This is a genomic window from Rhizorhapis sp. SPR117, from assembly GCF_021742065.1.
This window is the reverse complement of sequence record NZ_JAKKIE010000077.1, coordinates 1-13,111: the sequence shown is the minus strand read 5'-3', so window position 1 is coordinate 13,111 and position 13,111 is coordinate 1. Positions and strand designations below refer to the sequence as shown.

Sequence of the window (13,111 nt, the reverse complement as noted above, 5' to 3'; positions counted from 1 at the left end):
GGGTTTTGGGCAGTGCTGGAGGCACCGATGGATTTCACCTTCCAACCGCCGTTTTTGGCTGGACTGTCAGGATATGTCGCCGAGATGACCGGCGCCTTCGTCTGCGCCGCGCTCGGGATCACGCCCACCGTCCGGCATGCTGATTATATCGGATCCTGGCTGGAGATCATCCGCGAGGATAATCGCGCGATCCTGCGCGCCGCCAGCGCCGCTTCGAAAGCGGCTGATTATCTTCTCGCCTTCCGGCCCGATGCGGCACTCGCCGTCAATGACGACGATCCGGAGCCCGATCCAGATTGCGGCATGGCTCTGGCAGGGAGGATCGCGGCATGATCTTCCTGACCTTGGAACTGCGCGACCGCCTTCGCGTCAACGATCTCACCCGCTGCAACGCCTTGCGCTGTGGTAATCCAGCGCCGGACCCCGTACCGGTGGTCCGCTTCTTCAATCCCGTCGGCGCCGCGACCTGGCTTGCCACTGAGCTGGATGAGGACGGGATTCTCTTCGGTATAGCGGATCTCGGCTTCGGCTGCCCGGAACTCGGTAGTTTCGCACTCGAGGAACTGGAATCAATCCGGCTGCCTTTCGGTCTCGGAATCGAGCGTGACATCCTGTTCGAAGGGAAGTTCCCGCTCTCGGTCTATGCCGAAGCGGCCCGTCGTGCCGGATCGCTGATCGAAGGCGAGCGCATCCTATACCGCGCCGCGGCCGCCGCCGCGAAAGGCGGCGCGTGATGCGGTTTGCCAAATGGTCCAGGCCCAGTGCCTATGAGGAGACCACGCGCAAGCGCGCCGCCTTCGCCACGAAGCAGCGGCGCGAGCGGGAGGCCCTGCCGCTGTTCTCCGACATGATCGCGGCCGGGCAGCACAGCGTCGATGAGGAGATGGCCCGCCGTGCCGTCTGGTGGCCCCAGCAGCAGCAACGGCTGCGCGACGAACGCGCGGCCGTTTGGCGCCGGGCACGGGCGAGATTGTTTGAGTTCCCCGACCACGCCCGTCGATCGATCCGTCGCGCCTGGCGGGATTGTCCTTATCCGGCCGATCCCTACAGTCTGGCTGATTTTCTCCACCAGATCCGTGTCGGCAAGGTCGATCCTGAGCGCCCGCCGTGGCGATATCACGCACGGGCACAAGTGCGGACCACGCCCAGCCCCACCACCTTCGCCGAGGCATTCAAACGGATCGGCCAGCGCTGGATCGAACCTGCGCCGGGCCTGCCGATGGTGGAGGCGCTCCACTATTGCGGCAATCTTGGGCATGGCATCCTGTTCCTCGATGTCCTCCCAGCGATGGGGGATGATAGTGTTCCGACTTTCCATGTCCGGGGTGTCTGCACGGATGCCGATATCGCGCTGATCGGGCGGCTCGCCGAAGCGGCCGAACAGCGCACCGTGAAGATCGTGCGGGTCGATCTGCCGCATACCCGCGCCACCGGCTTCTCGCACCGGCTGCTGATCCTCGCCTGTTCGGCGACCAAGCGGCGCGATCCAGGCTGGATGCCTGCGTGGGAGCGCTATGACGGGCCGCTCTGGCAGACCTGGCGCACGGTTGATTCTCAGCGCCGTCTCGCCCATGTCGGTTTCCTCTCCGCTCGCTATGGCTTCGGCGCGGGCGACCGGCCGATCGAGGATTATGATGCGAGGCTGACCCCCGAACTTGCCGAGCGGATGATCGCGGGCGCCATGACGATGCGCTGGCCCCGCCCGCCGTCGCAGCGCAAGCCCGATAATTATGGTTCGCATCCCGGCTGCGAGATCGCCAGCCTCTCGTATCATGGCTCACGGCCGTTCACTGACGTCGCGTTGGTCGGCGGCGGGCTTTACCTCAAGGTCATGCGCGCCTTTCTCGACGGGTTCCGCGAGATGCGCTGTATCACTCCCGATGCCGAGATCACCGAGATCAATGCCGGCATCGGCATCATGCGTCAGCGCCTGCGGGCCTGGCTCGAACAGGAACGCGAGCCGTGACGGGCTCGCGTTCCTCGATCGGCCATAATGGCGGGCCGGCGCTCGACGACGAGGACAGCGGTCCGCCGACCCCGCACTATTGCAAATATTGCCGGCACTGGTCGCCGCCGTCCGACTGGGAGGTGCGCGCCTATGAGACGTTCCAGCTCGGCATTTCGAAGCGCCGGGTGAAGCGCCCGTCCGGCACCTGCGACCGCGTGCTGATGCAACATGGCAAGCCGCTCGCCTTCTCGGCCACGGTCGATACCTTCGGTTGCCTAAACTTCGCGGCCAAGCCTCCGGCGCCGATCAGGCGCGGCCACGGATTCGTCACGGTCTATGATGGAGACCGGATCGTCTGGCAGGGGCATGAGGAAGACCTGCCCGAGGAGTATCTGTGATAGGTCTATCTCCGGATCGCATAGACAAGCTCTTCATAGTTGCCCGGTAGGGTCGGCTGGAGGGGGAGTATATGGACCTATTGCCAATCAACGGTGATCCCTGCCGCTTTGCCGTGCGCATCGCCGATCTCGATCAGGAGGTACGTCGGATTTTTCCGCTCGGCCGGTTCCTCGATGCGGTGAAGAACAAGGAAATGGCGCTGGTCAGGCCGCGTGTCTGGGACGATCCGAGGGAGGATGCTCCATCCCTTTGCATGCTGGACGGCCGTGGCCTCATACCGGCGAAAGGTCAACGTCAGCTTGCCGACTTCCTGGCTCCGGCATGGGCGCAATGCTGGTCGCTCAATTCCGGTTCAGACACGCTATTGCGCGCCTATTCCCGGGTGCGACTGGACGAGACCCGATGCAACGCCGATCGCCTGAACGAAGGCGTCACCGTCACGACGACGGTGCGCCATCTCCTTTCGGCGTCGGAAGCCTGGCATGCCGATGGGGCTGACGCGCATATCGTGGTGGGCGGTGTCGAATATCTCGACGACAAGGAAATCTGGCAGCGCATCGTCAATGCCTGCAACGGCCAGCATGGTCCTGGTTTCTTCCAGACGGTCCAGGGTCGTGCGGATTCCCTGCTATGGAAGCGGCACTATTTTGCCCATGAACAGGAGCTTCGCTTCCTGCTCATTGGGCGTGATTGGTCCCAGGACCAGCCCGTGCCGGACGTTCGTGTGATGCCGATCGATCCCCACATGCTGTTCCGGTCGATCAGCTTCGATCCAAGGCTTCAGCCCTTCGAGGCAAGCGAACGCACTGCCGAATTGCGTGAAGCCGGCTATGAAGGTGAAATCCGTCCCGATCAGAGCTATCAGGGGATGCTTGGGCTGCTCGAGATGAAGAAGGAATGGCCCGACCCCTCAGAAGAGCAACCGCGCCGATTGCTGCCGCGCTGGAGGCGATGATGCCGAAGAATCGCATGACCTTCCATGATCCGCGCGATGAATTGCCGCCGGTGACAATTGAGATCCTCAAGGGTGACGTGCTGCGCTTCACGCAGGTCGATCATGAGGGCCGCACCAATGTCGTTACCTTCTCCGATCGCTTCGGTGTCCGGCGCGGCATGTTCGATACGGCGCAGGAACCCGTTCCTCCACCTATAGCGGAAGCCTGAGCTGATTCACATCGGGCGGGAGTGATCCCTCCAGCTTCTCGATGATGGTGGCGGCCAGCGTATCGGCGGCACGCTCGCGCATCCGTTCGTCCGGCATCGTCAGGCCGACCCGCGCCCAGTCGGGCGCTGCCAGCAGGATGGCGGACAGCTCATGTCGTTCGATTCGTTCCATGATGGCATGAGAACAAATAACGAACATCATGACAAGATGGGTTGCGGTGAATGGTGCCGGCTGGATCGACGGGGACGTATGGCCTGCCTGCGGCAGGCCATGAGAGGGAGAGGGAAGCCGGGGGCTTCATGACGGGCTGGGAGCCGGGAGAGAGTCTCGCGGCGGCCCGTCTTGGAGATCTTAACTCATGGCAAAAGCAGCTCAGAAACTTGTCCTCAGCGGCTCGCGGGACATTCCGTTCGACAAGCTGGTCCTCTCGCAGTCCAATGTCCGCCGGGTGAAGGCCGGTGTATCGATCGGCGAACTGGCCGAGGACATCGTCCGCCGCACGTTACTCCAGAGCCTCAACGTGCGACCCATCCTCGATAGCGAGGGCCAGGAGACCGGCCAGTTCGAGGTGCCGGCCGGTGGTCGGCGGTTCCGCGCCCTCGAACTGCTGGTAAAGCAGAAGCGCCTGGCGAAGAATGCGCCGATCCCCTGTGTCGTCAGGGCGACCAATGACGGGGTGCTGGCCGAAGAGGATAGTTATGCGGAGAACACCTTCCGCGAACCGCTTCATCCGCTCGATCAGTTCACAGGCATGCAATCGATGGTCGACAAGGGCCAGGATATCGAATCCATCGCCGCGCACTTCAACGTGACCCCGGCAGTGGTCAATCAGCGCCTGCGTCTCGCCAAGGTGTCGCCAAAGCTGCACGCCATCTATGCCGAGGACGGCATGACGCTGGAGCAGCTCATGGCCTTCTCGGTCTCCGACGATCACGAGCGGCAGGAACAGGTGTGGGAACTGCTTGCCCATAGCTACAACAGGTCCGGCGCCTATATCCGGCAGAAGCTGACCGAGGACACGGTCCGCGTCGCCGACCGGCGCGTGCGGTTCATCGGCATCGACGCCTATGTCGCGGCGGGCGGTCATGTGCTGCGCGATCTGTTCGAAGAGGATGATGGCGGCTGGCTGACCGATCCGGCCTTGCTCGAACGGCTGGTGTCGGAGAAGCTCCAAGCGGAGGGTGAAAAGATCGGTGCCGAGGGGTGGAAGTGGGTCGCGACCGCTGTAGACCTGCCTTGGGGCGTGACCGATGGCATGCGCGAGATCGACGGCGTACCGATGTCGCGCACTCCCGAGGAAGATGCCCGTCTCGCCGAACTGGAAACCGAGGGCGAGGCAATCGAGGAGCAGTGGGCGGATGAACCGCATGTCCCCGACGAGGTGCATGCGCGCATCGCAGCTATCGAGGCCGAGATCGGTGCGCTGGTCGAACGGCCGCTGATCTTCGATGCCCCGGAGATGGCGCGGGCCGGTGCGTTCGTGTCGATCGAGTCCGATGGATCGCTCTGCATCGAACGCGGCTATGTTCGTCCTGAGGATGAGCCGGTGGTCGAAGCCGAAACCGGTGACGAAGAAGCCGATACGTCTGTCTCTGACGGCGCAGCGAATGGAGAGGACGGCGGCGGCGCGGCTGATCCTGCTGTCTCCAACGTCGTGTCGATCAATGCGGCCTCGGGTGGCGACGAGGATGAGGATGGCGAGATACTGAAGCCTTTGCCCGACCGTCTCGTTGCCGAACTGACCGCCTGGCGCACACTCGCCTTGCAGGATGCTCTTGCGCAGGAGCCTTCGACGGCTTTCGCGATGGTTCTGCATGCTTTCGTGCTCAGCACCTTTTACAGCTACAGCCGCGAATCCTGCCTTGAAGTGTCGCTCAACAAGGTGTCGTTCGGGTTTGCGCCGTCCGGCCTGCGCAGCAGCACTCCGGCCAAGGCGATCGAGGAGCGTCACAAGCGTTGGGCCGACCGGTTGCCGGACGACGACAAGGAGTTGTGGGAGGCGCTGCTCGCGTTCGATGGCGCGGAACAGGCAGCGCTGTTCGCCCACTGCGCCTCGCAGGCCCTCAATGCGCAGCAGGAGGTGGTGCCCAAGTACGACAATGGCCGCATCTCGAAGCACAGCGTCGAGCGGCGCATCGCGCACAGCCATGTCCTTGCGCGCGCGGTCGGGCTCGATCTGATCGGTGCCGGCTGGCGGCCCACGGTCGAAGGCTATTTCCGCAGCGTTACCAAGCCGCGCATTCTCGCCGATGTGGCGGAGGCCAAAGGCTCGAAGTTCGCCGAGATGATCGACCATCTCAAAAAGGGCGACATGGCGAACGAGGCCGAACGGCTGCTCGAAGACGCCGGTTGGCTCCCTGAGCCGATGCGGACGCCCGAGTTGCTCGACACACCTGCGGCAGAGCCGGTGGCCGAGGAGGAAGCCGCCGAACTGCCAGCGTTCCTCGAAGATGAGGATCATCCCGTCGATGCCGACAATGATGACGGGGAAGATGTCGCTGCGGCAGCCTAGCACCGGCCGGGGCGGCTTTGGTCGCCCCGTTCTCCCAACTTTTCATCCATCAAGCCCGGCGCACCTGCGTCGGGCTTTTGCCATTTTGAGGAGGTAAACGATGCAGACGTCCCGGATCGAAAACGCAACGCCGGACGAACTGGCCCCGATCCTGCTGAGCGCGCTTCAGCGCATGGGGCAACTCGGCCGCGATGGCGCGATGGCGCTGGCCCGTCTGGTCGCCGACGACGACGGCGATTTCGATGAAGCCGCCGAATGGATTGAGGAAATTGCCGCCGGCGGGCTTCGAGAATGAACCGTCGACGCGATTCCACTTTCTTTCCCCAAACCTCGAAAGCCCGGCCAGCGCGCCGGGCTTTCGCCTTTCAGGAGATCCGCAATGACGGATGCAACAGAATCTCAGCCCGCCATCGACATGGCAGCGACCATGGCACGGTATACGGCATGGGAAGCCGCCGCCGCGAAGCTCGTTCCCGACAACAAGCAGCGGCTGTTCGCGCACCTCGCTTCGGCGAATATCACGCGCGTCGTCGTTATTTTCGATGGTGAAGGCGACAGCGGCCAGATCGAGGACATTCAGGTCTATGTCGGCGATGAGCAGGCCTCACTGCCCGAAGGCAAGGTGGACAGCCTCGATCTGCCCTATGGCGAAATGCAACCGGTTCGACGTCGGCACCGCACCACACTGGCACTGGAAACGCTCGTCTACGACCTTCTACGCGAGAAGCACGCAGGCTGGGAGAATTCGGACGGCGCTTATGGCGAATTCACCTTCGATATAACGACCAGGACGATCACGCTCGACTATAATGAGCGGTTCATGTCGTCCGAACATCACGCCTATCGCTGGTGAGGCTGCGGCTATGGGACATTGCTATCACCACGCGCTCTCCTCGGTCCGCAAATGGGGCGGCGAACCCGACGATTATCTGCCGCTCCACCAGTGGTTCGATCATTCGAAAGAGATCATTGCTGACTTCCGGCACCGTGCCCTGCGTCACCATGCCCAAGGCATATTCCAACTGGAACGGGTGTTCGGGCCGACAATCATTATTTCGACAGGACGCGTCGTCCCGGTTCGGCTCATTGGCGAACAGCATGTGCGTGAGGATCTGGGTTTCATTCCCAGCTTCGCGGACTGGGTGCGCTGCATCCGCCCTGAACCCTGGATGGGCCGTGCGCAACCGATCCACCGCGACGTCGATCCGTTCGCGGTGCAATCCTCGCCTATGGGAGAGCCGGCATGAAGGTCCGCGCGATCCTTGAGTTCGATCTCGAAGAGGAGAACGGCACGCCCGTCATCCTGGTCGAACGCTTACAGCAAGCTGCCGGCGACACGGATCATGCCATCCGTCACCGCCTCATGGGCGCGGGTTTCCTCGGCGGGGAACTCCTGATCGGGAGCTGGACGCTGCGAACCGAGGTCGTGGCCGCTGCGCCCAGCGATCCCGATCCGCCGCCCTGATCGTCGCCACTCACCGCTCAATCTTCCCTGCGATGCCCGGCCTTGTGCCGGGCTTTCATGTATCTGGAGACCTTTCATGGCTGATTATCATTCTCCGACCGTCGTGCAGCCGAGCATTCCAGCCAACGCGATGACCCGGCTCGAACTCGCGTTGCTCACCGGCGTATTCGAGCATGAGTCCGATGGGGACGCGATCTATTTCTACGCGAGCGAAGGACCGTCCGACATGGTCTGGCTCGGCATCGCCGATCTTAAGGAGGCGCTGGAAGACGAGCCCATGCCGTCCGGCTGCATCGTCGAGATGATCCGCAAACTGCTCACCGAGGCCGGTCCCGACGAAACCGAATTGGAAATCGACCTCTCCGATCTGGGCGATGCCGCGATCTTCCAGCAGATCGTGCGTCGCTGCGAAGTACTCGACCATGTGACCATCACCTCGGCCTGGACCTGCACGAAGATGCGGCCAGATGGCTTTGGCGGCGGCGTGACCGTGGTGACCGCGCATCAAATCCTGTCCAACTCGACCAATGAGATGGAATGCCGGCTGCTGGACGAGGCTGAGCATGGCGATCTTGGCTGTGCGCCGGGGCACGGCCGGCATCCCGTCCTGATGCTCGCCGAGGAGGATGTCCGCTCCACGCTGAGGGATATCCAGAAGGTTTATGCCGGCACCGATGCCGCTGCCGTCGAGGTCAGCGATGTGCATATCCGCCAGGGCTGCGTCGAGGCGATCAGCAGGCTCAACCTCGATGACCAGCTTGAACGCATCGTGTCCAGCGCCGCCATGGCGGCCACCCGGATCGCGCGCGCCGGGCCTGCCTGATCCTTTCCTGACCAACCATAATCCCCGAAAGCCCGGCCGCACGCCGGGCTTTTGTGTTTCAAGGAGACGAGATTATGTCCGCACAATCGATCTATGACACCGCGCCGCTCGGCAGTCTTATCCGCTATTCCAACGGCGAGCCGCGCCCGCCCGAGCGGTTCACCCGCAAGCTCAAGGCGTGGAACAACGACAATGGTATCGGCCGTCTGGTCGAGCGCAGGGCGGAAGAAATTCGGCCGACCTACCAATCGCCCGCAGGCTTCTGCCTCCATCTCGGCAATTATGGCAGTCAGGGCATCATCGCGATCGTCGTGAACCGGCACTATTCGGTCGAGAGCGCATTGCATTTCGAGATTATCGAGACGCCGAAGCCCGGCATGGTCCGCGTGCTCACCAGTTTCGGCGGGCGCGACGAGCTGCGCCATCTCGCTCCGCATATGGCGGCGGCGGAGGAATGGATGGCGCGTAACAGCTATTCCGGCATGCACGCCGAGATCGTCCCCGCTCCTGACCTGGTGATCCTGCCCTCCAGTCTCGGGAAAGCGGCATGACCATGCGGCGCCACTATGTGCATGTCTATGCGACCATCCGGATCAAGGTCGCGGTCGATGCACCCGATCATCGCGCGGCAATGCAGGCGGCCGATGCAGTCGTGTTCGCGGAGCGCCACTCCGTCGGCCTGATTCCCGTCCATTCGGCAGTGATCGACGCCGACTATGCCGAGGAGGTCACCGAATATCTGGTCGACGAGGCCGATGATCCGACCTTCGCGCGGTCACGCGCTTACGGCCCTGATTATGCGCCCGCCCGTGCCATCGACAGGAGGGCGGCATGACCGGGATCAACGTCGAATATGGCATGACCGCCTCTGGACTCATGGCCGCCCGTGTCGGCGATCTGGGCTACATCGCTATTCCGGCGCGGGGCGGCTTCCGGCTCGCGTCGGACTGGCGGCTCACCCGGCCGATCGCTGCATGGAGCGAGAACGATGTCTTCGGCAACGAAGGCATCGTCGCCGACGAGGCGGGCTTTCGCGCGCATGTCGAGGCGATCGCGGTTCATCTGCGGCAGCGCGAAGCCCTTGGCCGCAAGGAATTGCACATGCGCCTCGCGACGCCCTGGGGCATGTCGCAGGGCGCGACCATCTATGCCCAGGGGATCGTGTTCCATTCGACCGCCTCGCATGGCGGGTTCAAATTCGACCGCGCCCGCAACGCTGGCCTGCATCCCGCGCTGCGGATCAAAGGCGGGTGGTATGAGGAGGATGGCGACTGGGCGCGTGTGGCCGCGGGCTATCCCGACCTGTTCACCGACCGGGAGATAGCAAGCGCGGACAAAACGCTGCGGGACTGGGAGCCCGATGCCTGGGAAGCGGTGCATGGCGGTGTTCTGACGGCGGAAGACTCCTTCACCCGCGACCGTGAGCAGTTCCAGCGCGATCATGCAGAAGACTGGGTCGTCATCTCGGCCCTGCGATCCGATCGCCATCCCAGTTTCGTCGAGACGGTCGCCACGATCGGCGGCCGATGCGATGTGTCGCAAAGCCGTGGCTTCCTTGTACCGGCCGATGAATATAGTGCCGGACGGCATGGGTTCGTGATCGATCCCGTCCGGCATAAAGCGATGGTGACCTGACCTATCAGCCCGTCCCATTCGTTGGGGCGGGCTTTTTTGTCTGGCGCTCAGAGGCAGGCCGTCAGTCTATGCGCCTTTCTCTGCGTCGGAACCCTTCTTTCGCGGACGGCGGGGCGTCGATGCTATTGCCGGCTTTACTTCAGTGACAGGGCTATTCGCCGACTTGGGCTTACGGCCAAGTCCGATCTGATGCGCCAACGCCCGACGCTGCTGCGCATAATTTGGCGCGACCATGGGATAGTCGGCCGGCAGATTCCATTTCGCGCGATATTGCTCAGGCGTCATCTGAAAATGGGTCATCAGGTGGCGCTTGAGCATCTTGAGCTTCTTGCCGTCTTCGAGGCAGATGATGAAGTCGGGCTTTACCGACGATCGCACGGAAACGGCGGGAACAAGCTTGGCTTCCTCCATCTGTTCAGCCTGACCAAGACCGCTGAGCGCGCCATGAACATTTCCGATCAAGAGCGGAAGATCGCTGACGGCCACGTTGTTGTTCGACACATGGGCGGCAACGATGTCCGCCGTCAGCGTAATCAGGACATTATCGGCGTCGGCGTGATCAGTCATGGGAGCTCTTCTTCCGAACAGAGACATTCAAGCATACCGTGCGGGAGAGTGCTCGATATTGCGCCGGCACATAGCGAAACATCGGTCCATGAGCCAGATTTTCCCGCGCGAACCCGAATTTGAGCACGCATCAGCCATGCGTGTGTCGCCTATGCTGATGAGAGCCAGAGAACAGGCCGGGAGGAGGGAACCCGGCTGGGCCTAGAGAGAGCGTCCGCCGGGGCTTCCCTTCCTGCTCTCCCGGAGACTTCCACCCATGACCCACATCCTGTCCGACGCGGCGCTGTGCGCCGCGCCTTCCCGCGTGGCGTCCGGCTTCGCAGGCCGGGCCAGTGCCCTGCTGGCCGCGGCGCGCACCCTCCTGCCGGCGCTGGAGGCGGGACGCACCATCGATGCGACGCAGCTCCGCATCGCGATGTCCGACGCCTTCGGCGGCAGCGATGCGACCGGCGCCTGGGACTGGAAAACCGCTTATGACGCCTGCGAGGCGGCGGAGATCCTGTTCCTGCGCCGCTATGGTTCGGCGATCGTTGGCCGTGCGCCAATGAGCGCGCTAGCGCTGATCGAACGTATCGCAGCGTTGATGCCCACGCACACGCGCCGTTCGGAAACTTCCCAGGCCTTGCAGCAATTTTCGACCCCGCCGGGTCTTGCTTTCGTCGCGGCCGTGGCGGCGTCGATCCATCCCGCCGATCATGTGCTCGAACCGTCGGCTGGCACCGGCATGCTTGGCGTTCACGCACAGCTCGCGCGCGCCGGCCTCACGCTCAACGAACTGGCCGAGACTCGCGCCGAACTGCTGCGGCTGCTGTTCCCGGACATGCCCGTATCGGCGCATGACGCCGCCTCGATCGACGATCGCCTGCCCACTGCCATCTGCCCGACCATCGTGCTGATGAACCCGCCTTTCTCGGCGGCCGCAAACGTCGATCGCACCATGCGCGACGCGGCAATGCGTCATATCGAATCCGCGCTCGCGCGCCTCGAACCGGGCGGCCGCCTGGTCGCGATCACGGGCGCGAGCTGCGCACCGGCGTCATCCGACTGGCGCGGCCCGTTCACCCGGCTGCAGAACAAGGCGCGCGTGGTGTTCACCGCCGCGATCGACGGGAAGGTCTATGCGAAGCACGGCACGACGATCGAGACCCGGTTGACCGTCATCGACAAGCTGCCTGCTGACAATCCCGCCAGCTTCGTTGAGAGCGCTGGCAAGGCCCCCGATACCGGGACGCTGCTGCAATGCGTACTCGACCAGGTGCCACCGCGCGCGCCGATCACGCCATCGCCCGTCGCTGCCTTGCCGGTCATCGCCTCCACCGCGCCGGTGCGCCCGAAGACGCGGACCGGGGCCACGGTCGTTTCGTCTTTCGTCCCGGACACCCCAGCGGTTGAGCTTGCCTATGAGACGATCGATTGGTCGCCGCCCGCCGGGCGTTTGGGCGAAGGCATATACGAGCCCTATGCGCTCCAGTCGCTGCGGATCGAGGGTGCGCAGCCGCATCCCACCTCGTTGGTCCAGTCGGCGGCGATGGCGTCGGTCGCGCCGCCCAAACCCTCTTACCGGCCACACCTGCCGCCCCAGCTCGTGACGCTCGGTATCTTGTCGGACGCGCAGCTTGAATCGGTCATCTATGCCGGCGAAGCCCATGCTGGACATCTCTCGGGCGCGTGGATGGTCGACGATACTTTCGACGCCATCACCACCGCCGCGGAGGATGCCGAAGGCGCGGTCCAGTTCCGCCGGGGCTGGTTCCTCGGCGACGGCACGGGTGCTGGCAAAGGACGACAGGTCGCCGCGATCATTCTCGACAATTGGCTCAAGGGCCGCCGCCGCGCGCTGTGGTTGTCGGTCTCGGACCGGCTGCTCGAAGACTCGCAGCGCGACTGGTCGGCGCTCGGCCAGGAACGACTGCTGGTAACGCCGCTCTCGCGCTTCCGTCAGGGAACGGAAATCCGCCTCGATGAAGGCGTTCTCTTCACCACCTATGCGACCCTGCGCTCACAGGAGCGCGGGGGCAAGAAATCGCGCGTCGACCAGATCGTCGAATGGCTGGGGCCAGATTTCGACGGGGTGATCGTGTTCGACGAGGCGCACGCTATGGCCAATGCCGCCGGCGGCAAGGGCGAACGTGGTGATGTCGCCCCCTCGCAGCAGGGCCGTGCGGGCCTGCGCTTGCAGCATGCGCTGCCCAATGCCCGCATCGTCTATGTCTCGGCCACGGGCGCGACCACCGTGCAGAACCTCGCCTACGCGCAGCGCCTTGGCCTCTGGGGCGGCGATGATTTCCCGTTCGCGACGCGCGGCGAGTTCGTCACCGCGATCGAGAATGGCGGGGTCGCGGCGATGGAAGTGCTCGCGAGGGATCTCAAGGCGCTCGGTCTCTATGCCGCCCGCTCGCTGTCCTTCGATGGCGTCGAATATGAGATGCTGGAGCATCGGCTGACCGATGAGCAGGTGCGCATCTATGACAGCTATGCCTCAGCGTTCGCGATCTTATGCGCAGCTGCGCATAAGATGCTTTATCGCGAGGTCGCGATAATGTGAAGGAACGCGGCCTAAGCGCCGAATTCCTGTGTTGTTCGTGCGATGTTGCTGC

Annotated in this window: 17 protein-coding genes and 1 pseudogene; 16 read left to right on the top strand and 2 right to left on the bottom strand. The window is 63.6% G+C overall.

What is annotated here, in order from left to right; all coding sequences use genetic code 11:
* From L3X40_RS19030 to L3X40_RS19005, 6 genes are all read left to right on the top strand, one after another.
* Positions 1 to 333 (top strand): zincin-like metallopeptidase domain-containing protein (locus L3X40_RS19030; protein WP_237366990.1); only part of this gene is annotated, 333 nt, incomplete at its 5' end.
* Positions 330 to 734 carry a DUF2958 domain-containing protein gene (locus L3X40_RS19025; RefSeq protein ID WP_237366989.1) on the top strand — a complete coding sequence of 135 codons (405 nt, stop codon included), beginning with the start codon at positions 330 to 332 and terminating at the stop codon, positions 732 to 734. The genes L3X40_RS19030 and L3X40_RS19025, both read left to right, overlap by 4 nt.
* Positions 734 to 1,966, top strand: a complete 1,233-nt coding sequence (locus tag L3X40_RS19020; protein ID WP_237366988.1) for a hypothetical protein — start codon at positions 734 to 736, stop codon at positions 1,964 to 1,966. Before L3X40_RS19025 ends, L3X40_RS19020 begins: the two co-directional genes overlap by 1 nt.
* A complete protein-coding gene (locus L3X40_RS19015; protein WP_237366987.1) occupies positions 1,963 to 2,346 on the top strand; it encodes a hypothetical protein in 384 nt (127 codons plus the stop codon). The genes L3X40_RS19020 and L3X40_RS19015 overlap by 4 nt, the downstream gene beginning before the upstream one ends.
* A 71-nt stretch (positions 2,347 to 2,417) precedes the next feature.
* On the top strand, positions 2,418 to 3,302 hold the full coding sequence (locus tag L3X40_RS19010) for a hypothetical protein (RefSeq protein WP_237366986.1): 885 nt from the start codon (positions 2,418 to 2,420) through the stop codon (positions 3,300 to 3,302).
* Entirely contained in the window at positions 3,299 to 3,511 is a 213-nt protein-coding gene (locus tag L3X40_RS19005) for a hypothetical protein (protein WP_237366985.1), read from the top strand. Before L3X40_RS19010 ends, L3X40_RS19005 begins: the two co-directional genes overlap by 4 nt.
* Here L3X40_RS19005 and L3X40_RS19000 read toward each other — a convergent pair.
* On the bottom strand, positions 3,495 to 3,683 hold the full coding sequence (locus L3X40_RS19000) for a DUF6771 family protein (RefSeq protein WP_237366984.1): 189 nt from the start codon (positions 3,681 to 3,683) through the stop codon (positions 3,495 to 3,497). The genes L3X40_RS19005 and L3X40_RS19000 overlap by 17 nt on opposite strands.
* Positions 3,684 to 3,870: 187 nt before the next feature.
* Between L3X40_RS19000 and L3X40_RS18995 the strand changes: the two genes are divergently transcribed.
* From L3X40_RS18995 to L3X40_RS18955, 9 genes are all read left to right on the top strand, one after another.
* Positions 3,871 to 6,024 carry a ParB N-terminal domain-containing protein gene (locus tag L3X40_RS18995; RefSeq protein ID WP_237366983.1) on the top strand — a complete coding sequence of 718 codons (2,154 nt, stop codon included), beginning with the start codon at positions 3,871 to 3,873 and terminating at the stop codon, positions 6,022 to 6,024.
* A 100-nt stretch (positions 6,025 to 6,124) separates the two neighbouring features.
* Positions 6,125 to 6,319 (top strand): hypothetical protein, encoded by a 195-nt coding sequence (locus tag L3X40_RS18990; RefSeq protein WP_237366982.1) that lies wholly within the window; start codon positions 6,125 to 6,127, stop codon positions 6,317 to 6,319.
* A gap of 84 nt (positions 6,320 to 6,403) precedes the next feature.
* Positions 6,404 to 6,877, top strand: a complete 474-nt coding sequence (locus L3X40_RS18985) for a DUF6878 family protein (protein WP_237366981.1) — start codon at positions 6,404 to 6,406, stop codon at positions 6,875 to 6,877.
* Between the two features lie 10 nt (positions 6,878 to 6,887).
* Positions 6,888 to 7,271 carry a DUF6915 family protein gene (locus tag L3X40_RS18980; protein ID WP_237366980.1) on the top strand — a complete coding sequence of 128 codons (384 nt, stop codon included), beginning with the start codon at positions 6,888 to 6,890 and terminating at the stop codon, positions 7,269 to 7,271.
* Positions 7,268 to 7,489 carry a hypothetical protein gene (locus tag L3X40_RS18975; RefSeq protein WP_237366979.1) on the top strand — a complete coding sequence of 74 codons (222 nt, stop codon included), beginning with the start codon at positions 7,268 to 7,270 and terminating at the stop codon, positions 7,487 to 7,489. The genes L3X40_RS18980 and L3X40_RS18975 overlap by 4 nt, the downstream gene beginning before the upstream one ends.
* Before the next feature lie 130 nt (positions 7,490 to 7,619).
* Positions 7,620 to 8,312 carry a hypothetical protein gene (locus tag L3X40_RS18970; protein WP_237366978.1) on the top strand — a complete coding sequence of 231 codons (693 nt, stop codon included), beginning with the start codon at positions 7,620 to 7,622 and terminating at the stop codon, positions 8,310 to 8,312.
* A 74-nt stretch (positions 8,313 to 8,386) separates the two neighbouring features.
* Positions 8,387 to 8,863: a hypothetical protein gene (locus tag L3X40_RS18965; RefSeq protein WP_237366977.1), complete on the top strand. Its 477-nt coding sequence runs from the start codon at positions 8,387 to 8,389 to the stop codon at positions 8,861 to 8,863.
* A complete protein-coding gene (locus tag L3X40_RS18960) occupies positions 8,860 to 9,147 on the top strand; it encodes a hypothetical protein (protein ID WP_237366976.1) in 288 nt (95 codons plus the stop codon). The genes L3X40_RS18965 and L3X40_RS18960 overlap by 4 nt, the downstream gene beginning before the upstream one ends.
* Positions 9,144 to 9,947 (top strand): DUF7007 domain-containing protein, encoded by an 804-nt coding sequence (locus L3X40_RS18955; protein WP_237366975.1) that lies wholly within the window; start codon positions 9,144 to 9,146, stop codon positions 9,945 to 9,947. Before L3X40_RS18960 ends, L3X40_RS18955 begins: the two co-directional genes overlap by 4 nt.
* A 66-nt stretch (positions 9,948 to 10,013) precedes the next feature.
* Here the strand turns inward: L3X40_RS18955 and L3X40_RS18950 are convergent, their stop codons facing one another.
* Positions 10,014 to 10,514 carry a MucR family transcriptional regulator gene (locus tag L3X40_RS18950; protein ID WP_237366974.1) on the bottom strand — a complete coding sequence of 167 codons (501 nt, stop codon included), beginning with the start codon at positions 10,512 to 10,514 and terminating at the stop codon, positions 10,014 to 10,016.
* 256 nt (positions 10,515 to 10,770) lie between these two features.
* Here L3X40_RS18950 and L3X40_RS18945 point away from each other — a divergent pair.
* A pseudogene (locus tag L3X40_RS18945) lies at positions 10,771 to 13,011 on the top strand (strawberry notch-like NTP hydrolase domain-containing protein); the annotation flags it as partial.
* Positions 13,012 to 13,111 lie beyond the last annotated feature (100 nt).

Excerpts from the sequence above, each read along its gene's own strand:
- L3X40_RS18960 (WP_237366976.1), top strand. The coding sequence starts at position 8,860 with ATGACCATGCGGCGCCACTATGTGCATGTCTATGCGACCATCCGGATC.
- L3X40_RS18975 (WP_237366979.1), top strand. The coding sequence starts at position 7,268 with ATGAAGGTCCGCGCGATCCTTGAGTTCGATCTCGAAGAGGAGAACGGC.
- L3X40_RS19000 (WP_237366984.1), bottom strand. The coding sequence starts at position 3,683 with ATGGAACGAATCGAACGACATGAGCTGTCCGCCATCCTGCTGGCAGCG.
- L3X40_RS18955 (WP_237366975.1), top strand. The coding sequence starts at position 9,144 with ATGACCGGGATCAACGTCGAATATGGCATGACCGCCTCTGGACTCATG.
- L3X40_RS18965 (WP_237366977.1), top strand. The coding sequence starts at position 8,387 with ATGTCCGCACAATCGATCTATGACACCGCGCCGCTCGGCAGTCTTATC.
- L3X40_RS19010 (WP_237366986.1), top strand. The coding sequence starts at position 2,418 with ATGGACCTATTGCCAATCAACGGTGATCCCTGCCGCTTTGCCGTGCGC.
- L3X40_RS18970 (WP_237366978.1), top strand. The coding sequence starts at position 7,620 with ATGACCCGGCTCGAACTCGCGTTGCTCACCGGCGTATTCGAGCATGAG.
- L3X40_RS18985 (WP_237366981.1), top strand. The coding sequence starts at position 6,404 with ATGACGGATGCAACAGAATCTCAGCCCGCCATCGACATGGCAGCGACC.
- L3X40_RS18950 (WP_237366974.1), bottom strand. The coding sequence starts at position 10,514 with ATGACTGATCACGCCGACGCCGATAATGTCCTGATTACGCTGACGGCG.
- L3X40_RS19025 (WP_237366989.1), top strand. The coding sequence starts at position 330 with ATGATCTTCCTGACCTTGGAACTGCGCGACCGCCTTCGCGTCAACGAT.
- L3X40_RS18995 (WP_237366983.1), top strand. The coding sequence starts at position 3,871 with ATGGCAAAAGCAGCTCAGAAACTTGTCCTCAGCGGCTCGCGGGACATT.
- L3X40_RS19005 (WP_237366985.1), top strand. The coding sequence starts at position 3,299 with ATGATGCCGAAGAATCGCATGACCTTCCATGATCCGCGCGATGAATTG.
- L3X40_RS18990 (WP_237366982.1), top strand. The coding sequence starts at position 6,125 with ATGCAGACGTCCCGGATCGAAAACGCAACGCCGGACGAACTGGCCCCG.
- L3X40_RS18980 (WP_237366980.1), top strand. The coding sequence starts at position 6,888 with ATGGGACATTGCTATCACCACGCGCTCTCCTCGGTCCGCAAATGGGGC.
- L3X40_RS19020 (WP_237366988.1), top strand. The coding sequence starts at position 734 with ATGCGGTTTGCCAAATGGTCCAGGCCCAGTGCCTATGAGGAGACCACG.